Origin of the sequence: uncultured Albimonas sp., assembly GCF_963977235.1 — a bacterium.
GTDB lineage: Bacteria > Pseudomonadota > Alphaproteobacteria > Rhodobacterales > Rhodobacteraceae > Albimonas.
Genome location: NZ_CAXBOD010000002.1, coordinates 95995 through 121384 on the forward strand (window position 1 = coordinate 95995; position 25390 = coordinate 121384).

Annotated in this window: 16 protein-coding genes and 1 riboswitch; of the genes, 8 read left to right on the plus strand and 8 right to left on the minus strand. The window is 72.8% G+C overall.

Going from position 1 to position 25390, the window contains the following annotated elements:
* Positions 1-268 precede the first annotated feature (268 nt).
* The 3 genes from AAC134_RS02745 (at position 269) to AAC134_RS02755 (ending at position 5154) form a co-directional block, all read left to right on the plus strand.
* Positions 269-1354 carry a TRAP transporter substrate-binding protein gene (locus AAC134_RS02745; RefSeq protein WP_339947518.1) on the plus strand — a complete coding sequence of 362 codons (1086 nt, stop codon included), beginning with the start codon at positions 269-271 and terminating at the stop codon, positions 1352-1354.
* A 112-nt stretch (positions 1355-1466) separates the two neighbouring features.
* Complete coding sequence (locus AAC134_RS02750; RefSeq protein WP_339947519.1) at positions 1467-2477, plus strand: TRAP transporter small permease subunit; 1011 nt, start codon at positions 1467-1469, stop codon at positions 2475-2477.
* A gap of 25 nt (positions 2478-2502) precedes the next feature.
* Positions 2503-5154 (plus strand): SLC13 family permease, encoded by a 2652-nt coding sequence (locus tag AAC134_RS02755; RefSeq protein WP_339947520.1) that lies wholly within the window; start codon positions 2503-2505, stop codon positions 5152-5154.
* A 328-nt stretch (positions 5155-5482) separates the two neighbouring features.
* Here AAC134_RS02755 and mdoH read toward each other — a convergent pair whose 3' ends face one another.
* The 7 genes from mdoH to AAC134_RS02790 form a co-directional block, all read right to left on the minus strand.
* Positions 5483-7591 (minus strand): glucans biosynthesis glucosyltransferase MdoH, encoded by a 2109-nt coding sequence (mdoH, locus tag AAC134_RS02760; RefSeq protein ID WP_339947521.1) that lies wholly within the window; start codon positions 7589-7591, stop codon positions 5483-5485.
* Positions 7592-7704: 113 nt separating this feature from the next.
* Entirely contained in the window at positions 7705-9303 is a 1599-nt protein-coding gene (locus AAC134_RS02765) for a glucan biosynthesis protein (RefSeq protein ID WP_339947522.1), read from the minus strand.
* A 638-nt stretch (positions 9304-9941) separates the two neighbouring features.
* Positions 9942-11957: a DNA polymerase Y family protein gene (locus tag AAC134_RS02770; RefSeq protein WP_339947523.1), complete on the minus strand. Its 2016-nt coding sequence runs from the start codon at positions 11955-11957 to the stop codon at positions 9942-9944.
* A gap of 282 nt (positions 11958-12239) precedes the next feature.
* Positions 12240-13259 (minus strand): NADPH:quinone oxidoreductase family protein, encoded by a 1020-nt coding sequence (locus AAC134_RS02775; protein ID WP_339947524.1) that lies wholly within the window; start codon positions 13257-13259, stop codon positions 12240-12242.
* Between the two features lie 143 nt (positions 13260-13402).
* Positions 13403-14143, minus strand: coding sequence for an ABC transporter permease (locus AAC134_RS02780; RefSeq protein WP_339947691.1), 741 nt, complete (start codon positions 14141-14143; stop codon positions 13403-13405).
* Positions 14144-14243: 100 nt separating this feature from the next.
* The gene (locus AAC134_RS02785) at positions 14244-15011 is read right to left on the minus strand and encodes an ABC transporter ATP-binding protein (RefSeq protein WP_339947525.1); all 768 of its coding nucleotides are present in this window, start codon (positions 15009-15011) and stop codon (positions 14244-14246) included.
* A 53-nt stretch (positions 15012-15064) separates the two neighbouring features.
* On the minus strand, positions 15065-16114 hold the full coding sequence (locus AAC134_RS02790; RefSeq protein ID WP_339947526.1) for an ABC transporter substrate-binding protein: 1050 nt from the start codon (positions 16112-16114) through the stop codon (positions 15065-15067).
* A gap of 456 nt (positions 16115-16570) precedes the next feature.
* Between AAC134_RS02790 and AAC134_RS02795 the strand changes: the two genes are divergently transcribed.
* The 5 genes from AAC134_RS02795 to AAC134_RS02815 all read left to right on the plus strand — a co-directional run bounded on the left by AAC134_RS02795 (position 16571) and on the right by AAC134_RS02815 (position 24493).
* Positions 16571-18439: an ATP-binding cassette domain-containing protein gene (locus AAC134_RS02795; RefSeq protein WP_339947527.1), complete on the plus strand. Its 1869-nt coding sequence runs from the start codon at positions 16571-16573 to the stop codon at positions 18437-18439.
* Between the two features lie 357 nt (positions 18440-18796).
* Positions 18797-18912: riboswitch (glycine riboswitch) on the plus strand.
* Positions 18913-19050: 138 nt separating this feature from the next.
* Entirely contained in the window at positions 19051-20196 is a 1146-nt protein-coding gene (gene gcvT, locus AAC134_RS02800) for a glycine cleavage system aminomethyltransferase GcvT (RefSeq protein ID WP_339947528.1), read from the plus strand.
* Positions 20197-20204: 8 nt separating this feature from the next.
* Positions 20205-20567 carry a glycine cleavage system protein GcvH gene (gene gcvH, locus AAC134_RS02805; protein ID WP_339947529.1) on the plus strand — a complete coding sequence of 121 codons (363 nt, stop codon included), beginning with the start codon at positions 20205-20207 and terminating at the stop codon, positions 20565-20567.
* An 82-nt stretch (positions 20568-20649) separates the two neighbouring features.
* On the plus strand, positions 20650-23496 hold the full coding sequence (gcvP, locus tag AAC134_RS02810) for an aminomethyl-transferring glycine dehydrogenase (protein ID WP_339947530.1): 2847 nt from the start codon (positions 20650-20652) through the stop codon (positions 23494-23496).
* A 385-nt stretch (positions 23497-23881) separates the two neighbouring features.
* Positions 23882-24493 carry an HAD family phosphatase gene (locus AAC134_RS02815; RefSeq protein ID WP_339947531.1) on the plus strand — a complete coding sequence of 204 codons (612 nt, stop codon included), beginning with the start codon at positions 23882-23884 and terminating at the stop codon, positions 24491-24493.
* Positions 24494-24554: 61 nt separating this feature from the next.
* Here the strand turns inward: AAC134_RS02815 and AAC134_RS02820 are convergent, their stop codons facing one another.
* On the minus strand, positions 24555-25349 hold the full coding sequence (locus AAC134_RS02820) for an acyl dehydratase (protein ID WP_339947532.1): 795 nt from the start codon (positions 25347-25349) through the stop codon (positions 24555-24557).
* Positions 25350-25390 lie beyond the last annotated feature (41 nt).

Genomic DNA, 25390 nt, shown 5'->3' on the forward strand with positions numbered 1-25390 from the left:
AACTCGAGCCGCAGGGACGCCCGCGACGGGCGGTCCCGGTGCGGCGGCGACTCGCCCTCTCGCGCGGCGCGGCTCGCGACCTCGCTCCTGACGCTGCGTCAGGCGCCTTGCAACCCCATGACGTTGCGACAGATGTCGCCGAATCGTGCGGTTCCCTTAGAAAATGTCGCGCCGGCGCATTGCGACGAAACGGCCGCGACGGTAACTCCGCCTCGACCCTCGGATCGGGGCCTGTCCCCGACCCGTCCTTCGACCGCAGGAGTTCCCGATGGACCGTCGTCTGTTCCTGAAGGGCGCCGCGCTGGGCGGCGTCGCCGTCCCGGCGCTTGCCGCCCCCGCCCTCGCCCAGTCGCGCAAGGAGATGATCATCGTCTCCACCTGGCCGCGCGACTTCCCCGGCGTGGGCATGTCGGCCCAGCGCGTGGCCGAGAACATCACCCGGATCTCCGGCGGCAAGATCCAGACCCAGTATTTCGCGGCCGGGGAGCGCGTGGGCGCCTTCGACAGCTTCGACGAGGTCGCCTCGGGCAACGCCCAGGCCTACTCGGCGGCCGAGTACTACTGGGCCGGCAAGCATCCCGGCTTCTCCTACTTCTCCTCCGTGCCCTTCGGCATGACCAACCCCGAGTGGGCGGCCTGGCTGAAGTTCCGCGGCGGTCAGGAGCTGTGGGACGAGCTGTCGGGCGGCTTCGGGATCAAGGCGCTGCCCGCCGGCTCGACCGGCGCCCAGGCCGGCGGCTGGTTCAACAAGGAGATCGAGTCGGTCGACGACCTGCGCGGGCTGAAGATGCGCATTCCGGGCCTCGGCGGCTCGGTGATGACCAAGCTCGGCGTCTCGGTGGTCTCGCTGCCGGGCGGCCAGATCTACGAGAACCTGGTCTCGGGCGCCATCGACGCCACCGAGTGGGTCGGCCCCTACAACGACTACTTCATGAAGTTCTTCGACGCGGCGAAGTACTACTACACCGGCGGCATGCACGAGCCGGGCGGCGGCATGTGCATGGGCTTCAACGCCCAGTGGTGGGCCGACCTCTCCGAGGAGGAGAAGGCCATCGTCACCGCGGCCACCGAGCAGGAGTTCGCCAACTCCTACAACGAGGCGACGGCGCTGAACGGCGAGTATCTCTCGCGCATGGTCAACGACAACGGCGTGGAGCTGCGCAGCTTCTCGGACGACGCCTGGGAGGGCTTCGGGGAAGCGGCCGAGGAGGTCTTCGAGGAGACCGCCGACCACTCGGACCTGGCCGCGCGGATCAACTCCGGCTTCCAGGAGAACCTTCGCAGCCTCGCCGGCTACATGAAGGACTTCGAGCTGAACTTCGTGAACCAGCGCAACCGCGTGCTGGGTCTCTGACCGATCTGCATCGCCGCGCGGTCGTCTTGACCGCCGGCAAGCGCATGCGCTTGACTTCGCACGCGGACGGGGGTTTTCCCCCGTCCGCGATTTTCATTCCAGGGAGGCGCGGATGATCGCGGCCGACGATCCCACCCGGCGCATCGGGCGCGCGGGCGGCAACGATGGCGTGGACCGGCTGTTCCGGTGTCTCGCCTGGGCGAACCTTGCGGTGCTCGCCACCTTCGTGATCCAGGTCTGGCTGGTCCAGATCGTGGGCATCCCCGGACCGGGCGAGGCGCTGGCCGGCGGCGGCGACCTGCGCGGCTGGCTGCTGGTGCTGATGTATCCGCTCGCCGCCCTGGTCGGCTGCGGTCTGGTCCTGCGCACCCCGGTCATCGGCCTGCGCGAGGACGCCGACCGGATCACCGCCTTCAACTTCTGGCTGATCCGCGGCGCCTTCTTCGCGGTGCTCTACGTCGGGCTGGTCGACGCCGCGATCTCGTTCTTCCGGGTCGAGGGGATGCTCGGCGAGCTTGTCGGCGCCGCGCTCGAGACCGAGCTGGGCCGCCCGCAGTTCCGCGGCGTCCACGTGCACCTGCCGCTGATCGCGCTGGGCTTTCTCACCGCCTTCTTCACCCGCACGCTGGGCTTCACCTGGCTCGCGCTGATGATCGTGGTGTCCGAGCTGCTGATCGTGATCACCCGCTTCATCTTCTCCTACGAGCAGTCGTTCATGGGCGACCTGGTGCGGTTCTGGTACGCGGCGCTGTTCCTGTTCGCCTCGGCCTACACGCTGCTCGAGGAAGGTCACGTGCGGGTGGACGTGTTCTACGCGACCTTCGGGATCAAGCTGCGCGGGCTGGTGAACGCGGTGGGCGCGATCGCGCTCGGGACCACGCTGTGCTGGACGATCCTGGTGCTGGGCATGGGCTCGCGCACCTCGATCATCATGGCGCCGCTGCTGAACTTCGAGGTCACGCAGACCAACTTCGGCATGTACGTCAAATACCTGATGGCAGGGTTCCTGGGCATCTTCGCGATCTCGATGATGATCCAGTTCACCGCGATGATGCTGGACGCCGTCGCCGACCGGCGCGGCGATCCGGGCCACAAGGAACACGAAGGCGCGGCCATCTCCTGAGGCGCGACGAGGGACCAACGAGACCATGGAAATCTTCTTCATCTGCGTTCTGGTCGCGCTGATGGCCGTCGCGCTGGGCTCCGGCTTTCCGGTCGCCTTCGCGCTGCCCGGCTCCGCGATCCTGACCATCGCGCTGGCCGCGCTGACGGGCTATCTGCTCGACGGCTCGCCCGACGCCTATTTCGAGGTCGGAGGCCCGTCCCAGTGGCTCTCGGCGGGGGTCACCAACCTCCGAGGGGTCTACTGGGAGGTCGAACGCGACACGCTGATCGCGATTCCGCTGTTCATCTTCATGGGCATCATGCTCCAGCGCTCCAAGATCGCCGAGGATCTGTTGGTCGCCATGGCCCAGCTGTTCGGGCCGGTCCCGGGCGGCCTGGGGATCTCGGTCGTGTTCGTGGGCGCGCTGCTGGCGGCCACCACCGGCATCGTGGGCGCCACCGTGGTCGCCATGGGCCTGATCTCGCTGCCCGCGATGATGCGCAACGGCTATTCCAAGCCGCTGGCCACCGGCACCATCGCGGCCTCGGGCACGCTGGGGCAGATCATCCCGCCCTCGATCGTGCTGATCATCCTGGCCGACCAGCTGGCCTCGGCCACCGACCAGGCCTCCAACGCCCGCAAGGCGCTGCACAAGGCCGCCACAGGCGAGATCTCGATGCCTTCCGAGCTCGACGTCTCGGGCACTTCGGCGGGCGAGATGTTTCTCGGCGCCTTCGTGCCGGGCATGCTGCTGGTGGGCCTCTACATGGCCTTCATCCTGGTCTTCGCGCTGCTCAAGCCCAAGCTCGCTCCGGCGGTGTCCTACGAGGGCGAGCGGAACCTGAAGTTCTGGGGCAAGATGCTCCTGATCCTGGTGCCGCCGCTGGCGCTGATCTTCCTGGTGCTGGGCTCGATCATCGCGGGCGTGGCGACCGTCAACCAGGCCGGCGCCATCGGCGCGGCCGGCGCGCTGATCATGGCCTCCTACCGCCTCAAGGAGGATGAGCCGGGCGCCTACTGGCCCGCGCTGATCGCCATCGGCTCGCTGATCGCGCTCTATGTCATCGGCACGATCTGGCCGCTGAACATCAAGGCCATCGGGCCCGACGACGACCAGACCGGCCTCTATCTCGCGCTGTTCGCCGCGGCCGCGCTGCTCGCCTCGCTGGCCTGGGCCGGCATCCGGGTGATGAACATCGAGAACACGCTCAAGGGCGTGATGACCGAGACGGCCAAGACCACCTCGCTGGTGTTCATCATCCTGATGGGCGCCGCGGTGCTGACGGCCGCGTTCCGGGCCTTCGGCGGCGAGGAGCTGGTGCGCCACTTCCTGCAGGGCCTGCCCGGCGGGTTCTGGTCGCAGTTCGTCATCGTCATGGCGGTGATCTTCATCCTCGGCTTCTTCCTCGACTTCATCGAGATCGCGGTCGTCGTGGTGCCGATCGTGGCCCCGATCCTGCTCGCCGACCCCACCGCCAACATCACCGCGGTGTGGCTGGGGGTGATGATCGGTCTGAACATCCAGACCTCGTTCCTGACGCCGCCCTTCGGCTTCGCGCTGTTCTACCTGCGCGGCGTGGCGCCGAGCTCGGTGAAGACGACCGAGATCTACAAGGGGGTGATCGCCTTCATCGCCCTGCAGCTCTCGGCGCTGGCCATCGTGGGGCTGTATCCGCCGCTGGTGAACTACCTGCCGCTGCGGGTGAACCTGACGGCAGAGACCGCGCCCCCGCCCCGCAACCCGCGCCTGCAGGCCTGCCTCGAGGACTACACCTCCGAGCTGGTGCGCACCGAGGGCGACGCGATCCGGCGGGTGATCTCCGACGGTCGCGCGCTGGAGATGAGCTACCTGCCCGAGGACTACGCCGACGACCTGCGCGAGGGGTTCGACAACGCCGAGACGGCGCTCGCGACCCTTCCCCAGGCCGACGAGGCCGGCCAGGCCGTCGCGCGCGCGGCGGTGGAGTATCGTCCGCTCCACGACGAGGTCCGCCGGCTCGAGCGGGACATCCTGCGCGAGGAGGTCGAGATCGAGGCGCTGGAGCGGATGCTGCGCCTCAACCCCGGCAGCGAGGCCGAGCAGGCCGAGGCCCGGGCCGAGCTCGCCGAGCATCAGGCCCGGATCGAGACCCTCAAGGCCCAGATCCCCGATCGCTGGGAGGCCGCCTACGAGACCTTCGCCGCCCTCAACAAGACCGAGCAGGACCTGCGGCGCGACTACCGCCGGGCCGGCGAGGGCGCGGCCGAGGCGGCGATCGAGCTCGAGGCGGTGCTGGCCGCGACCGAGGCCCTGCGCGAGATCCGCCCCGAGCTCGAGGCCTTCCGCGCCCGCATCGGCCAGGAGCCGGCCGCCGATCTGGTGGACCCGGTCAGCGACCTGCGCAGCCGCGTGGGCGAGATCGAGGGCGCCTCGGACGTGCGCTCGGGCGTCAACGACGCCCGCGGGGCGTTGCGCGGCGACAATCCCGACGAGGCCGAGGCCCTGGCGGGGATGGATGCGGCGTTGGCCGCCCTCGACGCCGAGCTCGCCTGGCGCGACCGCGCCCGCGAGGAGCTGGCGCCGGGCCTGCAGGCCTATGTCGACGGGATCACGCGCTCGGTCGGCGCGCGCGCGCTGCAGCGGATGCCCTCCGAGATGGCCCTGTCGATCGCGGCCTGCGAGGCCAACCACCGCGACCTGTCGCTGAACTTCTGATCCCAGCCGTCAGCGCGGATCACGCCGGGCCGCCCCCTCAGGGGGCGGCCCGTTCGCCTTTCGGCGCCCCGCAGCGCCCCCGCGTTCCCTCCGCGAGCCGCGGGCATCCTTGCGCTTTGGGGGGCAGCCCGTCCTGTCGGCGGCCCCACGCTTCCTCGCGCCTGCCGTCCGTCGCACGGGCGCCCCGGGCCTGACCCGGGGCCTCCTGCGCAACGCCCGCCCACGCGCCGCCCGCTGCGCCGGCGCTCGGCCCCCGCCAACGCAAAAGGCCCGGCGAACCGCCGGGCCTTCCGATCTTTTCAACCGCGGGCGCCTGGGCCCGCCGCGCCTACTCCGCGGCCTTGGCGGCGGGGTCGGGCGCGTCGCCGCAGGCCCGCCAGGCCTCCAGCAGGTCGCGGCGACCGGCGAGCGCCGTGCGCTCTTCCTTCGACATCCAGCGCAGCGCCTCTGCGGGCGAGCTCGCCGCCTGGATCTTCGCCGCCGCCGTCACCCGCGCAAGCTGGCGGGACTCGGTGTCGGCCTCGGCCTCGAGCTCGGCGTCCACGCCGGCGGCGTGCTCGTCGAAGCGGTCGGGCCGCGCCAGCAGCGCGGTCAGGCTGTCGGCGACGCCGTCGCGGATCCGCGTCTCGGCAGCCTGCGCCGTCACCGCGGCGGGGAACGCGCGCAGGTCGCCGGCCGTGTCCAGCAGCCGCATCCGGCGCAGCGCCGCGCCCACCTTCGGGTCCCCGCTGATCCGCGAGATCAGCGGCGACAGCGCCAGCCCCACCAGGACCGGAGACAGCCAGATCAGCACCTCGGGCTGGGTCAGCCACAGCGCGATCGCCAGCAGCACGCCGATCGAGACATGCCCCCAGTGCGCCGCGATCGCCATCCGCCAGGGCAGGGCCGCGCCCTCACGCTCCTGCGGGACCCAGCCCGCGTCGCGGCCCATCAGGATGTCGAAGACGTGCCGGCTCTGCATCATCATCATCGCCGGGGCGACCAGCGCCGAAAGCAGGATCTCGGCGCTCGCCCCCCACAGGATGCGAAGCGCCCCGCCCATCGAGCGGCGGCGCTCGCCGACCAGGATGGCGTTGAGGATGCCGATGATCTTGGGCGTCATCAGCAGACCCATCGAGACCAGGAACAGCGTCAGCATCCGCTCGGAGTCAAACCGCGGCCAGGTCGGGAACAGCTGGAAGCCCGAGGGGAAGTACTCCGGCCGGAACCAGATCGCCTGGGCGGTCAGCGCGAGGCCCACGCAGATCATGATCAGCCAGATCGGCGACATCAGGTAGCTGCCGATGCCGATGGCGAAATGCACCCGGTTGGGCCAGCGCAGGCCGCGCGCGCCGATGATCTTGGCGTGCTGCAGGTTGCCCTGCGCCCAGCGCCGGTCCCGCACGGACGCGGCCAGCAGCGAGGGCGGCGAGCCCTCCCAGCTGCCGCCCAGGTCGGGATCCATGCGCACCTCCCAGCCGGCGCGGCGCAGCAGGGCGGCCTCGACGAAATCGTGGGAAAGGACATGGCCGCCGAAGGGCTTGCGCCCCGACAGCTCGGGCAGGCCGGCCGAGGCCGCGAAAGCCCGGGTGCGGATCACCGCGTTATGGCCCCAGAAGTTGCCGTCGGTGCCCTGCCAGGCCGCGACGCCGCGGGCGACGACCGGGCCGTAGAGCGCGCCGGCGAACTGCTGGAGCCGCGCGAACGGCGTCGAGCCGAAGGCCAGCGCCGGGTTCGACTGCAACAGGCCCAGGCGCGGGCGCGCCTCCATCCGGCGAACCATCTCGGCGATGGTCGCGCCCTCCATCAGGCTGTCGGCGTCCAGCGCCAGAAAGAAATCGTAGCGCCCGCCCCATTTCTCGACGAAGTCCTGCACGTTGCCGGACTTGCGCGCGGTGTTGAACGGGCGGCGCCGGTACCAGACCGGCATCACGCCCTCAAGCTCGCGGCGCAGCGCCTCGACGGCGGTGGTCTCCTCCACCCACACGTCGGGGTCGCGGCTGTCGGAGATCACGAAGATCTCGAAGTGGCGCGCGTGGCCCAGCGCCTCGAGCCCGCGCGCCATCGCGGTCAGCGCGGCGCAGGAGGCGGCGGCGTCCTCGTTGTAGACCGGCATCACGATCGCGGTGCGCGAGCGCAGCGGCGCCGAGGCGTCGGTCCTGGGCGCCCGCGGCGCGAAGATCAGCCCGGCCAGCGCCGCGCAGGCCGACAGCGCGATCCACCCGAAGGTGACCACGAACAGGGCCCGCAGCGCGATCTGAAGCCCGTTGACCGCGTCGGGATCGAAGGCGCGCAGCATCTGGTCGGCGCCCAGGATGGTCAGCGCCAGCGCGCCGCCGAAGGTCAGGATCCGCGCGCCGACGGTCCGCCAGGACTGCGGGCGGAACTTCGCGGGCGGCGAGCGGCGCAGGTTCTGCGCCGGCATCTCGAGGGGCGCGCGCGGCGGCGTGGGGCCCATGGCGCGCGCCTTCAAAGAGGCGAGGCTGCGAGGCTCTGAGGATTGCGCCTCGATGCCGGCCGGGGGCGTCGCGGCCCGGCCGTGGGGCGCGCCCGGAAAGGGCGAGGGAGCGGTCATGACGGGGTCCACCGGTAAAGCCAGGTCTCGGAAACGGGATCGCTGCTCGTGGCGTCGAAAAGCTGCAGCCGGAACTCGGCGCCCGGGCCCGTGGGGGGGACGAAGCGCATCACCACGCGGGCGCGGCTGCCGCCCGGGATGCCGTAGAAGTGCACGTTCTCCATCGTCGCGCCCGAGACCTCGACCCGCGGTTCGAGCCCGGTCATGCCGCGGTCGCCCAGCTCGAAGTCCACCGCCAGCAGGCGGCTGTTCTCGGCGTGGATCGAGCGCCCGCCCCGGGTCGAGACCACGCGCGCGGTCGGCGCGTCGTCGGGCGGCAGCCCGCACCAGTACAGGCGATAGTCGAAGCCGTAGGTCTTGCCGGCCTCCATCGTCGCGGCCGGGCGCCAGAAACTGACGATGTTGTCGTTGAACTCCGACTGGGTCGGGATCTCGACCAGCATCGAGCCGCCCTTGCCCCAGCCCTGCGCCGGCGCGACCCAGGCCGAGGGGCGCTTTTCGTAGCGCGCTTCGGCGTCGGAATAGGAGGCGAAGTCGCGCTGGCGCTGCACCAGGCCGAAGCCCTTGGGATTCTCGTCCTGAAAGAACGACATCTGCAGCGTGGCGGGGTTCTGCACCGGGCGCCACAGACGCTCGCCGGCGCCGGTCATCATCTGCAGGCCCGAGCTGTCGTGCACCGCGTCGCGATAGTCGTCGACGCGCCCGCGCTCCTTGGCTCCGAAGTAGTACATCGAGGTCAGGGGGGCGACGCCGATCTCCTGGATGTCCTCGCGCGGGATCAGGACCGAGCGGATGTCCATCGTGGTCTCGGCGCCCGGGCGGACCAGGAATTCGTAGGCGCCCGCGACCGAGGGGCTGTCGAGCAGCGCGTGGACCAGGATCTCGGCCGCGGCCTCGTCGGGGCGGTGGACCCAGAACTGAGTGAACACGGGGAACTCCTCGCCCCCCGGCGCGCCGGTCTTGATCGCCAGCGCGCGCGCCGAGAGCCCGAAGATCTGGTTGCGCGCGACGCCGCGGAAGTAGCTCGCGCCCTGGAAGACGGCGACCTCGTCCATCGCCTCGGGGCGGTTGAGCGGAAAGCGGATCCTGAAGCCGGTCCAGCTCAGCCCGTCGCCCGCGCCCTCGGGCGCGCGGCCCTCGGGCAGGTCGAAGCGCTCGGGGTCGAAGTGCAGGGCCTGGGCGTCGAAGGGCAGCGGCCGGGGCGCGCCGTTCTCGATCACCGAGACGTTGACCCGGTCGGTGTAGATCGAGCCCGGCGGCATCAGGTCGAGCTCGAAGCCGCGGTTCTCCCCGCGCCAGATCCGCGCCTCGGGCCGGTAGCGGATCGAGCGGTACTTGTCGTAGCCGAGATCGGCGAACGGCCCGCCGGGGGTCTGCCTGCTGGACGAATAGCTCTTGGCCGCCAGCGCGCGCGCCTGGTCGATCACGTCCTCGAAGTCGAAGACGCTCGGCTCGGCCTCCTGGGCCTGGGCGGCGCCCGCGGGCGTGGTCGAGCCCGCCGGGGCGGCGGCCATCAGCGTCGCTGCGCCGGCCCCCGCGATGAAGCGGCGTCGGTCGAGCGACCAGGTGGCGGCGTGAAACACGTCCCGATTCATGAGCTGGCGAAGTCCCCTCGAAGGTCGGAAAGGCCGGGACGGTCCCCGCCCGCCGCGTCCCGCGCCCGGCGCGCGCACGACGCGCCACGGCGTCCGGCGAGGTCGGGCGTCGGGAGGGCGGGCTCGGCGCTGGGGATTCGGCGGCGGCTGTTCATGGCGAGCAGCAAAGCCGTCCGAAACGGCCGCGTCGGGGCGCGTATCCGGCGAAATAATGGCTCTGGCCAACGGCCTGCCGCATTGCGGCGCCCGCAGCGGTCGTCATGGCGCAGTCTATCGCCTTCAGACGACGGCGAGAACGGCCCGACGCGCGGGGGCGCGACGCGGGCGGTTCGCCTTGGGCGGCGCATCTGTCTGCACGTGGGGTTTCACGCGGGTGGACGCCAGCTCCGTCGCGATCCGCGTCGCGAATGTCCGGGCGCGGGGCCGCAGCGGAGCCTGCCCCGGCCTGCGGGGCCGGGCGCGGGCGCCGTCCGGGGCGTCCGCCGGCAGGCGTGGAGGCCGGAAGTTCTGGGGGAGGTTCCGGGGAAGGGGGGGCATTGCAGGCGACTCCTCACGCCCTGTCCCGGCCTGGCCGATTCGTCCCCCGAATCGGCCGCCGAGACGGTTTCCATACGCCATTCCGCAGCGCAGCGCGCGGCCTATGCGAAGACCCCCTGAACGAACCAGGTCCACTGTTCTCCCTTCGCCACGGCGGCTTTGCCGACGGTCTGGAACAGCCATAGCCGGTCGCCGCGCGCGGTCTCGATCCGCCAGTAGTCGCGCGGGCCGGCGCGCCAGTCGGGGTCGTCGAGCCACCACTCCGGCGCGATTCGCTCGGGTCCCTCGGCGAAGGCGATCCGCCGTTCCAGCCGCCGCCAGCGGAACACCGGGGGCGGGCGTCCGGGCGTCAGGATGGTCAGCTGCTCGGGGCGCAGCATCAGCACCGGGCGGGGGCCCGGCGGAGGCGGCCAGGCCGCGCTCGGCGCCGCGGCGTAGGCGGCGGGAACCAGGCGGGCGGTCTTCTCGGGGATATGGGTGTCGGCCGCCTCGAAGCGCAGCAGCCGGTCGAGCCCGATGCGCGAGCCGAGCCGCCCCAGAAGGTCCGCGAAATCGTCCCCGCCGCCGGGTTTGCGCCGCGCCTCGGCCTCGGCCCGCGCCTCGAAATGGCCGCGGCGCTGAACCATGTGCAACGGTTCGACCACGGTGGCCTGCAGCCGCACGGCGTCGATTCCATAGCCCGCCTCGAAGTCGTCGAGCGCCTGGTCGAACAGCCGGGCCAGCCGCTCGGGGTCGCGGCCGGGGCGCGCCAGCCCCAGCTCGCGCGCCTGCTCGGTCCCGTCCACCCGGCGGATCGCCAGGCGCAGGCGGCGCGCGCCCAGCCCCTCCGCCTCCAGCCGCTCGGAGAGCCGGGCCAGCAGCCGGCCCAGCGCCGCCTCCAGGTCGCCGCGCAGGCCGATGGGCTCGGGCAGGGTCAGGCGCACGGCATGGGGGCGGGGCGGACGCACCGGCGAGACCGGCTCGGGCGCCTGGGCCAGCGCCTGGTCGAGCCGGGCCGAGAGCTCGATCCCGAAGCGCCGCGCCAAGGTGGCGCGCGGGATCCCGTAAAGGTCCCCGATCCGACGCAGCCCCAGCCGGACCAGCGCCGCCGAGGTCGCCGGCGGCAGACGCAGCGCAGCCACCGGCAGGCCCGCCAGCGCCGCGCGCGCGCCGCCTGGCGGGGCGATCGCCACCGGCCCGCGCGCCGTCGCGGACAGCTCCGCCGCCTCGCCCCCCGGCCGCCGAGCCCCGCCGCGCGGACGCGCCCAGCCGCCCTTTGGCCCCCCGCGGGAGGGGGCTTCTTCGCGCGCGCCCGCGCGATCGGGGGCTTCTTCGCGCGGGCCCGCGCGATCGAATCCACTGTTCCGCGCGCCCGCGCGATCGGAGGGGGGGGCGGCCGGCCCCGCGCCTGAGGGCAGGATTTCTCGCGGCGCCGCCTGGAAGGGCGCGGTTCGGCGGGGGCCGGCGCGGGAGGGCGAGCGCACCCGCGTGGCGGGGGCGTCCTGACGGATCGCGTCGCCGTCGCGGCCGGGCAGGGGGGCGTCGGCGGGATCGTCACGGGCCCCGCCCGGCGCCAGCCCGCAGCGGGCCAGCGCCCAGGCCGCGCCGCGGCTGTCGGCGACGCCGGCCTGCGCGGTCAGGCCCAGCTCGGCCAGCTCCTCCACCATCCGCGCAGCCATCGGGCCCTCGCCCCCGAACAGGTGCGCGCAGCCCGAGACGTCCAGCGCGAGCCCCCCCTCGCCCGCCAGTTCCGGCGTGTCGGGGGGCGCCTCGGGCGCCGCCCAGGGCGAGAACCGCCCGGCCCAGCGCAGCAGCCCCTCGCGGAACCGCGCCTCGCCCAGCCGGTCGCGCATCCGGGTGGCGAGCGCGGGGTGGATGGCGCGCGCGTCCGCCAGCCCCATCCCCGGCGCCAGGCCCGCCGCCTCGGCGACCGCGTTGCATGAGACCAGACGCAGGCCCGAGGGACCGTCCTCGGCCACCGCGAACGCCTCCTCCGCCTCGCCCGTGCCCAGAAGATGCGCCGAGCCGGGGCGCCGCAGCTCCCGCTCCGCCGCCAGCCGGGGCAGCCACAGGCACAGGATCCGCCGCCCCTCGGCAGGACGCGGCGCGGCGGCGGGCTTGGAGGACGGCGCAGGCATGGCGAGCCCCGATGGTTGCAGGCGGGCGGCGTGTCGGTCGTCGGGTCCCCCCCCGTCGGGGCTCCGACGCGCCCCGTCCCCGGGCCGCGCGCACGCCTGCGCAGGGGGCGGAGGCCGCAGCCCTCCGCCGCGACGCCGGGGCGACTCGGTCAGGTTTGTTCCCGTTATGTTCCGATTGTCGGCCGCCCGCCGCCGCCTGTCGAGTCCCCGCCCCCGCCTGCCGCGGCGGAGCCTGTCAGGAACTGTCGGGCCCGCCCGCGCCGGACGGGCCCGGGGGCGCGGTCAGCCGCCCATCGTCACCGCGATCTTGCCCACCACGCCGCGATCCTCGAGCGCGCGCAGCGCGTCGGCGGCCTGGTCGAGCGGGTAGAGCCGCGAGACATGCGGGTCGAGCTTGCCCTGGGCGTGCCACTCGCCCATCCGCTTCCAGGCCGCCTGCAGCTTCTCGGGGTGGCGGCGGCCGAACTGGCCGGCGCGCACGCCCACGATCTCGATCTCCTTGATCAGCACGATGTTGGAGGGCGCGGGCCGGATCGCCGACTTGTCGCTCTCGGACCCCGCGCCGGCGAAGCCGATCACCGCGAGCCGCCCCTCCGGGCGCAGGACGCGCAGGCCGAGGTCGAACATCTCGCCGTTCACCGGGTCATAGACCAGATCCACGCCGCCGCCGCCGATCTCCTTGATGGTCTCGCGCAGGGCCGGATCGGCGGGGTCGAGCACATGCTCCACCCCCTCGGCGCGCAGCATCTCGCGCTTGGCCTCGGACGAGGCGGTGGCGATCACCCGCGCCCCCAGCGCCAGCCCGATCTGCACCGCCCCCAGCCCCACGCCGCCGGCCGCGCCGAAGACGACCATGGTCTCGTGGGGTTGCAGGCGGCCGCGGTCCACCACCCCGACATAGCCCGTGTAGTGCCCCACGTAGAGCGAGGCGGCGGCGGCGTCCGACATCCCCTCGGGCGTCGGCAGCAGGGCGGAGGCGTTGATCGTGGTCTCCTCGGCGAAGCCTGCGCCGGCGGCGCCGACCATGGCCACGGCGCGGTCGCCCGGAGCCCAGCCGGTGACGCCCTCGCCCACGTCCAGGACGACGCCGGCGGCCTCCAGCCCGGGGACGAAGGGCGGCGCCTCGCGGAACTGGTAGAGGCCGCGGGTCATCAGCAGGTCGGGATAGTTGGCCGAGGAGGCGGCCAGCCGCAGCCGCACCTCGCCCGGACCGGGCGCGCGGCTGGGCCAGTCCTGCACGCGCACGGAGTCGGGGCCGGTCAGCGCGGTGCAGACGGCGGCGCGCACGGTTCTGTCGGTCAAGCGGGGATCCTCCTTCGGGGCCGTCTCGCGCGGCCGCTCGCGGGCAGGCGGGGGCCGCCCGATCCGGAGGGTCAACCGGCCGGCCGGCAGGGGTCAAGCCCCCGCGGCCTGCCGACAGGGCGCAATCCGGGCCGCCGCGCGGATTACCGCCAGCGCAGCACCCGCTTCTCGAGCCGTCCGATCAGCCAGCTGACCGTGAGGCCGAGGATCGAGAGCATCGCGACGCCCGCCACCAGCTGGTCGGTCGCCATCAGGTTGCCGGCGAGCAGCACATAGGCGCCGATGCCGTATTCCGCGCCGATCATCTCGGCGGCCACCAGCAGGATGATCGCGATCGAGGCCGAGATCCGGAACCCCGACAGGATCGCCGGCATCGCGCCGGGCAGGACGATCTTGCGGATGATCGACCAGCGCGAGAGGCCGAAGCTCTGCCCCATCCGCACCAGCCCGCGGTCGACGCCGTCGACGCCGCCGTAGACCGCGATCACGGTGGGGAAGAAGGTGCCGAACAGGATCGTGGCGACCTTGGATTCCTCGCCGATCCCGAACCAGATGATGAACAGCGGCAGCAGCGCGATCTTGGGGATCGGGAAGAACGCCGCCACCAGCGGCACGATCCCCGCCCGCGCCAGGCTGAACAGCCCCGCCGCAAAGCCGAAAGCCACCCCCAGGAGCGTGCCGAAGATCCACCCCTGCACCAGACGCGACAGCGAGGCCTGAAGGTGCAGCGCCAGCTGCCCCGACCGGGCGAGGTTCGCGAAGGCCTCCAGCGCCTCGGAGGGGGCGGGAAGCACGATGGGGCTGATCCAGCCGAAGCGCGAGCCGACCTCCCACACCGCGATCAGGACCGCAAAGACCACCGGACCCACCCAGCGCCGCGGCATCGGGCGAAAGCCACCGCCCCGGAACGGCACCGGGCGGATGCGGGAGGGCGAGGCGCCGGCCGGCGCGGCGCCGGCGGCGCCGGCATGGGGGATCGTGGCGTCAGACATCGGCGATCTCCTGGTCGGCGGCCATCGCCTCCTCGCGCATCAGCTCCCACAGGCGTTGCTGGTGGGCCTCGAGCTCCGGCGCGCGGGCCTTGCGTTCCGAGAGCGGCATGTCGATCTCGACCACCTCGCGCACCCGGCCCGGACGCCGCGAGAGGACCACGACGTGGTGGCCGAGCCGCACCGCCTCGGCGAGGTTGTGGGTGACGTAGACGGCGCCGAAGCGCTCCCGCTCCCACAGGCCCTGCAGGTCGTCGAGCAGCAGCTCCCGCGTCTGGCTGTCCAGCGCCGAGAGCGGCTCGTCCATCAACAGGCAGGCGGGGCGGACGGCCAGCGCGCGGGCGATGGCCACCCGCTGCTTCATGCCGCCCGAGAGCTGGCGGGGCAGGGCGTCGGCGAAATCGCTCAGCCCGGTGCGGGCGAGCACGTCGGCCACGATCTCCTCGCGCTCGCGCCGGGACAGGCGATGGTCCTCGAGCGCCAGGCTGACGTTGCCCCGCGCCGAGCGCCAGGGCAGCAGCGCGAAATCCTGGAAGATGTATGTCAGCGGGTTGAGGCAGCCTGGCGGCGGGTCGCCGGCCATCAGCGCCTCGCCCTCGTCGGGCCGCTCCAGCCCGCCGAGGAACCGCAGCAGGGTGGACTTGCCGCAGCCCGAGGGGCCCACCAGGCAGACGATCCGGCCCGAGGGCGCCTCGATGGAGATGTCGCGCAGCACCTCCACCCCGTTGTAGCGGTGCGAGACGTGGGAGAGGGCGAGGTCCATGGCGGGCTCCCGAAAGGCGTCGGGGCCGGCGCGATGGCCGGCCCCGAGGGGTGTCAGTTGGCGGCGGCGTAGCTCGCGTCGACGAGCTCCTGCGTGGTCAGCCCCTCGGGCGCGAGCCCGTGGGCCTGGAACCAGGCGAGCTGCTTCTCGACGTCGGCGACGTCGAGGTCGGTCGACATGTAGACGGCGCCGGCGCGGATCGACTTGGCCGCCTGCTCCAGCGGCTGGTCGGCGTAGACGTACTTGTGGATCAGCTCGACCATCGCGTCGGTCGCGGCGGGATCGGCGTCCTCGGCCAGGAAGGCGGCGGCGTAGTCCTCGACGCCGCGCCGGTAGGCGCGCAGGAAGCGCTCGACCATGTCGCGGTTCTCTTCTGCGTTCTCGGTCGAGGTGAAGACGGTGGTGACCTGGTAGTGGCCCATGTCCTTCAGCCAGCCGATGATGTGGGCGGCGCCGCCGGCGTCGAGCGCGCTGGCGATGTGGGGAACCATGGCGATGGCGTCGACCTGGCCCGACTTCAGCGCGCCGATCATCGAGCCCACCTTCTGCAGGGGCTTGAGGTCCAGATCCTCGACCGTGAAGCCGTTGGCCTCGGCGAAGAGGGCGGCCTGGTAGTGGAAGGACGAGCCCTGCTGGGTCATGCCGAAGCTGTGGCCCTTGAGGTCGGCGGGCGTCTTGAGCCCGGCCTCGAAGGCCTGGTTGGAGGCGAGCAGGGCGGTGCCGTTGGCGCTCGGATCCTCGGCGTAGACGCCTGCGATCACCTTCAGCGCGCCCTTGTCGGCGAGGCTGAAGAAACCGCCGGTCAGCGCGGTGACGCCGAAGTCGATGTCGCCCGAGGCGATGGCCACGGCGACGGGCTGGGCGGCCTGGAAGAACTTCAGCTCGACCTCGAGGCCCTCGTCGGCGAAGTAGCCGCGCTCGACCGCAATGAAGCTGGGCGCATGCGAGGTGAAGCGCAGCGCGCCGACGGTGACCTTGTCGTCGGCCGCGGCGGCCTGGGGCAGGCCAAGCGCGCCGAGCGCGGCGGCGCCCATCGCCGCGGCGCCCGCAAGCCGCATCCAGCCGCGGCGGCTGAGCGCCGCCCAGGTGTCGGTGGTGTTCATGGTCGTCCTCCCTGGCGCCGCCCCTTGTTCCCGCATCCGGGCCGGGCGGCCGTGTTGAACCCCTGCGTTCGTCCCGCCCCCGCCCGCGCCACGGCTCGCGGCGCCCCGGCGGGGCCGGAGGACGGGGATTAGCACCGGCGCCGGGCCTGCGCAAACCTGCCGCAGGGTCGGCCGGGGCGGCGGCGACGTGGTTCGGGGGGCCGCCCGCGCCCCTTGCGCCCGGGCGGCGGCGGCGCGCGGAGGGCGGCGTCCCGCGATCCAGCGGCGCCCGCGTGCCGCGGGCAATCCCCTGCCTCGTCCCGCGCAGGGGCGCGGGCCTCGCGGACGGCGGGCCGGGGGCCCGCCTTCTGCGCTCGGGACCGGAGGCGCGGTCCGGGGGGCCGGGGCCGCGTCCCTTTCTCCCCTCGCGCACGCGCCCGCTTGACGCCCCGCGCGGTGGCCGATACCGCGCGGGGCATGGCCGAACCTCCGATCCTTACGCTCGCCGACATCTCCCTCGGGTTCGGGGGCGATCCGTTGTTCTCCGGGCTCTCCTGCGCCGTGCAGCCCGGCGACCGCATCTGCCTGGTGGGCCGCAACGGCTCGGGCAAGTCGACGCTGATGAAGGTGATGGCGGCCCTGGTCGAAGCCGACGGCGGCGACCGTTTCCTGCGCCCCGGCGCCTCGGTGGGCTACCTGCCCCAGGATCCCGACTTCGCCGGCTTCGCGACGCTGGGCGACTATGTCGCCGAGCCGCTCGACGACGCCGAGCGTTGGCGCGCGGAGATGGCGATGGAGGGGCTGAAGGTCCCCGAGGACCAGGACCCGGCCACCGCCTCGGGCGGCGAGCGCCGTCGCGCCGCGCTCGCGCGCGTGCTGGCGCTGGAGCCGGACCTGCTGCTGCTCGACGAGCCGACCAACCACCTCGACATCGCCGCCATCGCCTGGCTGGAAGAGCGGATGAAGCAGACCCGCGCGGCGTTCGTGCTGGTCTCCCACGACCGGGCCTTCCTGCGCGCGCTGACCCGCCAGATCCTGTGGGTCGATCGCGGCCAGGTTCGCCGGCTGGACCAGGGCTTCACCGCCTTCGAGGACTGGCGCGACAAGATCTTCGAGGAGGAGGCCCAGGCGCGCCACAAGCTCGACCGCCTGATCAAGCAGGAGTCGGTCTGGGCGGTCGAGGGCATCTCGGCCCGGCGCAAGCGCAACATGGGCCGGGTGCGCCGTCTGCACGACATGAAGTCCGAGCGCGCCGGCCAGCGCCAGCGCACGGGCACGGCCGCGATGGCGCTGGAAAGCGCCGCCCCCTCGGGCAAGCGGGTGGTCGAGGCCGAGGAGATCGCCAAGACCTACGGCGACCGGGCGATCATCCGCGAGTTCTCGATCAAGGTGCAGCGCGGCGACCGGGTGGCCTTCGTGGGCCCCAACGGCGCGGGCAAGACCACGCTGATCAAGCTGCTGACCGGGGAGATCGCGCCCGACAGCGGCAAGATCGTGATGGGCACGAACCTGTTGCCGGCGGTGTTCGACCAGGCGCGCAGCGCGCTCGACCCCGAACGGTCGCTGTGGGAGACGCTGACCAACGATCCCGACATGGCGGTCTCGGGCGCCTCGGACCAGGTGATGGTGCGCGGGCGGCCCAAGCATGTGGTGGGCTACCTCAAGGAGTTCCTGTTCGACGACCGCCAGGCCCGCGGGCCGGTGAAGGCGCTGTCGGGGGGCGAGCGGGCGCGGCTGCTGCTGGCGCGGATCATGGCGCGCGAGTCGAACCTGCTGATCCTGGACGAGCCGACCAACGACCTCGACGTCGAGACGCTGGACCTGCTGCAGGAGCTGCTGGACGACTACGACGGCACGGTGCTGCTGGTCAGCCACGACCGCGATTTCCTCGACCGCGCCGCGGGAACCACGGTGGTGATGGAGGGGGACGGGCGGGCGACGGTCTATGCCGGGGGCTGGTCGGACATGGTCTCCCAGCGCGGCGGGCCGCCGATCCACGGTTTGCAGGAAAGCGCGCCAGAGCCGGCGAAGCCCGCCAAGCCCGCCAAGGCTGCGGCGCCCGCGCCTGTGGCGGCCCCTGCGCCGGCGGCGGCGAAGGGCGGGCAGGCGCGCAAGTTGTCGTTCAAGCAGACCCGGCGGCTCGACGATCTTCCGGGCGAGATCGACCAGCTGACGGCCGAGATCGGCAAGCTGGAGGCGCTGCTGGCCGATCCGGAGCTGTTCGCCAAGGCGCCCGACAAGTTCGCCAGGGCGACCGCCGCGCTCGACCAGCGCCAGGCGGCGCTGGCGGCGGCCGAGGACGAGTGGCTGGAGCTCGAGGCCCTGCGCGAGGATGTCGAGGGCTGAGATCAGGGTCGCGCGACCTCTGGCAGGCGCGCGCTCGGGGTTTGCGCCGGGGCCGCCTGCGTCACGGCTGTGAGCGGATACGGGTGGCGTCGCGCCTCCGCGCCCGAGCGGCATCGCGGCGCAGGGGGCGGCGTTCCGCAATCAAACGGCGCCCGCGGGGCGCGGGCATTCCTTCATCTCGACCCGCGCGGGGCGCGGGCCTCGGGACGGCGGGCCGGGGGCCCGCCTTCGGCGTCCGGGGTCGGCCGCGCGCGGCGCTGGCCGCGGCGCGCCTGGCCCTGCCGCGGCCCGGTTCGCGCCCGTTCTGCAATGCAACATCTGCCGCTTGCGTCCTTCCGCGGCCGCGTCTAACCTGAAATCGACCCGTTGGGAGACGCCGGCGACCTGACCCCTCCATCGCGTGGAGCCAGGACGCCGGGGCCGAAGGAGCAACCGCCCCGGAAACTCTCAGGCGAAAGGACCGGCGGGGTCGACGCGAAACGCTGGAGAGAGGCGCCGCACAGGCGCTCGCCGAAGGGATAGCGATCTCAGGCGAAAGGACAGCGGGGGCGCCACGGCCGGCGGAGCCATTCGCCGGCGGCGACGCCGCATCGGTCACTCGGGGGAACTCCATGACGGACGATCACGCGACGGAAGCGCAGCGAACGCCGCTCTTCGCCCTGCACGAGAGCCTGAAGGCGCGCATGGCGCCCTTCGCCGGCTGGGCCCTGCCGATCCAGTATCCCTCTGGCATCCTGCGAGAGCATGCCGCCGCCCGCGAGGGGGCGGCGCTGTTCGACGTCTCCCACATGGGCCAGGCCTTCCTGCGGCCGAAATCCGGCAGGCTGGAAGACGCCATGCTGGCGCTCGAGACGCTGGCCCCGGTCTCGGTCGCGGGGCTGGCCGAGGGGCGCCAGCGCTACGGGCTGTTCACCTCGCCCGACGGCGGCATCCTCGACGACTTCATGTTCGCCAATCTCGGCGACGCGCTGTTCCTCGTGGTCAACGCGGCGCGGCGCGAGCACGATTTCGCCCACCTGCGCGCCCACCTCTCCGAGGCCTGCGAGCTGGAGGAGCTGAGCGACCGCGCCCTGATCGCCCTGCAGGGCCCCAAGGCCGAGGCGGCGATGGCCGCGCTGGGCGCCCAGGTCGGCGAGATGCGCTTCATGGACGTGGCCGAGACGGCGCTGGCGGGCGTGCCGTGCCTCGTCTCCCGCTCCGGCTACACCGGCGAGGACGGGTTCGAGATCTCGCTGCCCGCCGACCGGGCAGAGGGCGTGGCCGAGGCGCTGCTCGAGCAGCCGGGCGTGGCCCCCGCCGGCCTCGGCGCGCGCGACAGCCTGCGGCTGGAGGCGGGCCTGTGCCTCTATGGCTCGGACATCGACGAGACCACCAGCCCGGTCGAGGCGGGCCTGCCCTGGGCGATCCAGAAGATCCGCCGCCGCGGGGGCGCCCGGGAGGGCGGCTTCCCCGGGGCCGAGCGGATCCTGCAGGAACTCGAGGCCGGCCCCGCCCGCCTGCGCGTCGGCCTGCTGCCCGAGGGCCGCGCCCCGATGCGCGCCCCCACGCCGATCTTCGCCTCCGAGGACGCCGCCGAGCCGCTGGGCCAGGTCGTCTCCGGCGCCTTCGGCCCGACCCTGGGCGGACCCATGGCGATGGCCTATCTCCCCCTCGACCATTCCGCCCCGGGAACCCGCCTGTTTGGCGAGGTCCGCGGCAAGCGCCTGCCGGTGCAGGTCGCCCCGCTTCCCTTCGTCCCCCACCGGTACAAGCGCTGAGGACCGCGATGACCAAGTATACCGAAGAGCACGAGTGGCTCGACCTCGACGGCGACATCGTCACCGTCGGCATCACCGAGCACGCCGCCGAGCAGCTGGGCGACATCGTGTTCATCGAACTGCCCGAAGTCGGAGACGAGGTCGCCGCGGGCGCCGAGGTCTCGACCATCGAATCCGTCAAGGCGGCCTCGGACATCTCGGCCCCGGTCGACGGCGAGATCGTCGAGGTCAACGACAAGATCGTCGAGAACCCCGCCCTGGTGAACGAGGATCCCTCGGGCGCCGGCTGGTTCTTCCGCATGAAGATTGTCGACGCCGGCGCGCTCGACGAATTCATGGACGAGGACGAGTACAAGACCTTCATCGAGTGAGGTCGCGCGGCCGGCGCCCGCCGCCGGCCGCTCCCCCCGTCGCCTTTCCCCAGCCGCCGGCCCCCGCCGGCAGGGAGACCCCATGCCCTTCGCCTTCACCGACTACGACCCCTACGACTTCGCCAACCGCCGCCACATCGGCCCCTCGCCGGCCGAGATGGAGGAGATGCTGGCGACCATCGGGGTCGAGAGCCTCGACGCGCTGATCGACGCGACCGTGCCCCAGGGCATCCGCCAGGACGCGCCGCTGGTCTTCGGGGCGCCGCTGTCGGAACGCGAAGTGCTGTGGAAGCTCCGCCGCACGGCGGAGAAGAACAAGGTCCTGGTCTCGATGATCGGGCTGGGCCACTACGGGACGGTCACGCCGCCCTGCATCCAGCGCAACATCCTGGAAAATCCCGCCTGGTATACGGCCTACACGCCTTATCAGCCGGAGATCAGCCAGGGCCGGCTCGAGGCGCTGCTGAACTTCCAGACCATGGTCTCGGACCTGACGGGGATGGACATCGCCAACGCCTCGCTGCTGGACGAGCCGACGGCGGCGGCCGAGGCGATGGCGCTGGCCCGCCGGCAGTCGAAATCCAAGGCCGCGGCCTTCTTTGTGGACGCCGACTGCTTCCCGCAGACGATCAACGTGGTGAAGACCCGGGCCGAGCCGCTGGGGATCGAGATCGTGGTGGGCGATCCGTTCAAGGACCTCGACCCCTCGGCCGTCTTCGGCGCGCTCTTCCAGTATCCCGGCGCCAACGGCGACGTGCGCGATGTCTCGCCGCTGGTCGAGAAACTGCATGAGCACAAGGCGCTGGCGGTGATCGCCGCCGACATGCTGGCGCTGACCCTGCTGAAAAGCCCCGGCGAGATGGGCGCCGACGTCGCCGTCGGCTCGACCCAGCGCTTCGGCGTGCCGATGGGGGGCGGGGGGCCGCATGCGGCCTACATGGCCTGCGCGGACGCGCACAAGCGGGCGATGCCGGGGCGGCTGGTGGGCGTCTCGGTCGACGCGCGGGGCAACCGCGCCTATCGGCTCGCGCTGCAGACGCGCGAGCAGCATATCCGGCGCGAGAAGGCGACCTCCAACGTCTGCACGGCGCAGGCGCTGCTGGCGGTGATGGCCTCGATGTACGCCGTGTTCCACGGGCCGCAGGGGCTGAAGGCGATCGCCCAGCGGGTGCACGAAAAAGCCGTGCGCATGGCCGACGGGCTCGAGAGTCTGGGCTTCAAGGTCGGCCCCGCCGCCTTCTTCGACACGCTCTGCGTCGAGACCGGCCCCTTCCAGGGGGTGATCATGCGCGCCGCGCTGGCCGAGGGCGTGAACCTGCGCGCCGTCGGCTCCGACCGCATCGCCATCGCGCTCGACGAGATGGTGCGCCCGGCCGAGATCGAGGCCGTCTGGCGCGCCTTTGGCGGCGCCATGGCGGTCGAGGGCCCGGCCCCGGCGCCCCGCCTGCCGGCCGAGCTGCTGCGCGAGACCGACTACCTGACCCACCCGGTGTTCCACATGAACCGGGCGGAGGCGGAGATGACCCGCTACATGCGCCGCCTCGCCGACCGGGACCTGGCGCTGGACCGGGCGATGATCCCGCTTGGCTCGTGCACCATGAAGCTCAACGCCACCGCCGAGATGATGCCCGTCACCTGGCCCGAGTTCGCCGGCATCCACCCCTTCGCCCCCGCCGACCAGCGGCAGGGCTATGCCGAGATGGTGGCGGACCTGTCCGAAAAGCTCTGCGCGATCACCGGCTACGACGCGGTCTCGATGCAGCCGAACTCCGGCGCGCAGGGCGAGTTCGCGGGGCTGATGACGATCCGGCGCTACCACATCGACCGGGGCGAGGGGCGCCGCGACGTCTGCCTGATCCCGACCTCGGCCCATGGCACCAACCCCGCGACCGCGCAGATGGTCGGCTACAAGGTGGTGGCGGTGAAGGCGCGGGCGAACGGCGACATCGACGTCGAGGATTTCCGCGCCCAGGCCGCGAAATACGAGGGCCGGGTGGCGGCCTGCATGATCACCTACCCCTCGACCCACGGCGTCTTCGAGGAGACGGTGCGAGAGGTCTGCGAGATCACTCATCAGGCGGGGGGGCAGGTCTATCTCGACGGCGCCAACCTGAATGCGATGGTGGGGATCGCGCGGCCGGGGGACGTGGGCTCGGACGTGAGCCACATGAACCTGCACAAGACCTTCTGCATTCCCCATGGCGGCGGCGGTCCGGGCATGGGGCCGATCGGGGTGAAGGCGCATCTGGCCGAGCATCTGCCGGGCGACCCGATCTCCGGAGAGGGGGCGGTCGCGGGGGCCGAGTGGGGCTCGGCCTCGATCCTGCCGATCTCCTGGTCCTACATCCTGATGATGGGCGGCGAGGGGCTGACCCAGGCGACCAAGGTGGCGATCCTGAACGCCAATTACATCGCGGCGCGGCTGCAGTCGGACTACAAGATCCTCTACGCCGGCAAGGGCGGGCATGTGGCCCATGAGCTGATCCTCGACACCCGCCCGCTGGCCGACAGCGCCGGGGTGACGGTGGACGACGTGGCCAAGCGCCTGATCGACTGCGGCTTCCACGCGCCGACCATGTCCTTCCCGGTGGCCGGCTGCCTGATGGTGGAGCCCACCGAGTCCGAGCCCAAGGCCGAGCTCGACCGCTTCTGCGACGCGATGCTGGCGATCCGCGCCGAGGCCCAGGCCATCGAGGACGGCGAGCTGGACCGCGAGGCCAACCCGCTGAAGGGCGCGCCCCACACGGTCGAGGATCTGGTCGGCGACTGGGACCGCCCCTACTCGCGCGAGCAGGCCTGCTATCCCCCGGGCGCGTTCCGGGTGGACAAGTACTGGGCCCCGGTGAACCGGGTCGACAACGTCTTCGGCGACCGCAACCTGGTCTGCACCTGCCCGCCGATGGAGAGCTACGCGGAAGCGGCCGAGTAAGCGCCCCGTAGCGCAGGCGTCGCGCAGGCGCCGCGTCGGCCGGCGCGCCGGTCGGACCTGTCCGCCCGCGGCGCGCGGCTGGCGTGGCGCCTCTGGGCGCCGTCTCGTCCGGCGGGCGGGGGCGAGGGCGGCCAGCGGGGAGCGCCGCGTCAGGCGTCGCTCGGCTGGTGGAGGGTCGCGCCCGCGGCGCGCGGCGGGCCGGGCGCCGTGTGTCGCCGTCTCCTGATGCTGGGCCTTGGAGCGGGTCCTCGGCGAGGCGCTGTGCGTGGGCGGGTCCGGCGCGCGCGCCGCCGCCCCGCAGCGGCGTCGCGTCGCTTGATCGGCGGGGGGGCGCGGGGCAGGGTCGCGCCGCCCAGACCCATGATCCCAGCCCCGGACCTCTGCCATGACCCCGCCCCCCCGCGCCGTCGTCTTCGACGTCGGCAACGTGCTGATCGACTGGCAGCCCACCCGCCTTTACGAGCGGCTCGTCCCCGACGCGGCCGAGCGCGAGGCCCTGTTCGCCCGCGTGGACTTCGCCGCCTTCAACCTCGAGGGCGATCGCGGCGACCTGGCCGAGGCCACCGCCGCCGCCGCCGACCGCCATCCCGCCGACGCGGCCCTGGTGCTGGCCTGGCGGGAGCGCTGGGCGGAGATGTTCGGGCCCGAGATCCCGGGCTCCCCCGAGATCTTCCGGGCGCTGAAGACCTCCGGCATCCCCCTGGCCGCGCTGACGAACTTCGCCCGCGACACCTGGCTGACGGCGCAGGAGAGCTTTCCGATGCTGGCGGAGTTCGACGTCGAGGTGGTCTCGGGACGCGAGGGCGTGATCAAGCCGCAGGCCGAGATCTACGCCCTGGTCGAGTCGCGCCTGGGGCTCTCGGGCAAGGACCTGTTCTTCACCGACGACAAGCTCGCCAATGTCGAGGCCGCCGCGGCGCGCGGATGGCGGATCCACCACTTCGAGGGGGCCGAGGGTCTCGCCGCCGCGCTGCGCGCGCAGGGCCTGCCGGTCTGAACGGGCAACCCCCGCGCGCGCGAGCCCGGCGCGCGGGGGTTCCGGGCCCGCATCGCCAGGCTCAGGTGGTGACCCGGGCCTCGAGCGCCAGGCGGCCGTCGGGGCTCACGGCCCAGAGGTCGGCCTTGCCGCCCAGAGTGCGGCCGCAGACCGTGAGAGTCTGGCCGCAGAACGCCGGCGCGACCGCACGATATTCGAAGGTTTTCGGAAGCTTCCGGGTCTCGTCGCGCAGCAGGTCGGCCAGCAGCTGGGCCATCAGGGCAGGGTCTACCACCCGCTCGGGATAGCCCTCGCGCTCGGTCGCATAGGGCAGATCGTAGTGGATGCGCAGCCCGTTGAAGGTCAGCGCGGCATAGCGGAACAGCAGCGTCGGATCGGTGGCGACCTCGCGGCGGAAGGCCGGACGCTCCTGCCGGGTCGGAGGCTCGCCGGGGGGCGTGTCCTCGGCGCTCCAGGGGGGGCGGAACACCAGGTCCTCCTCCTCGCGCAGGGCCAGGGCGCCGTCGACGAGGAACTCGTGCCGCACGGTGACGATGGCCATGGCCGCGGCGGCCGCCTGCTTGATCGCCACGTTCTGCAGGACCGAGACCCGCTCGACCTCCGCCCCGACGGGGATCGGGGCGAGATACTCCAGCCGGCCCCCCGCGCGCCGCCGCCGGGGCAGGCCGGTGTCGGGCAGGAAGCCGCCGGAGCGGGGCTGGCCGTCCTCGTGCAGGTCCGAGGGGCCGGCGATCTCGGGGAAGAACAGCAGGTGCCACATCGGCGGCAACGGCTCGCCGGGGGCGGGGGCGGGGCCCTGGCGATCGAGCGTCGCGTGCAGGGCGGCGACGCGCGCGGGGGCGATCGTCTCGCGCATCACGCGCGGCTCGCCGGCGCTGTCGGGGAGGGGGGGACGGG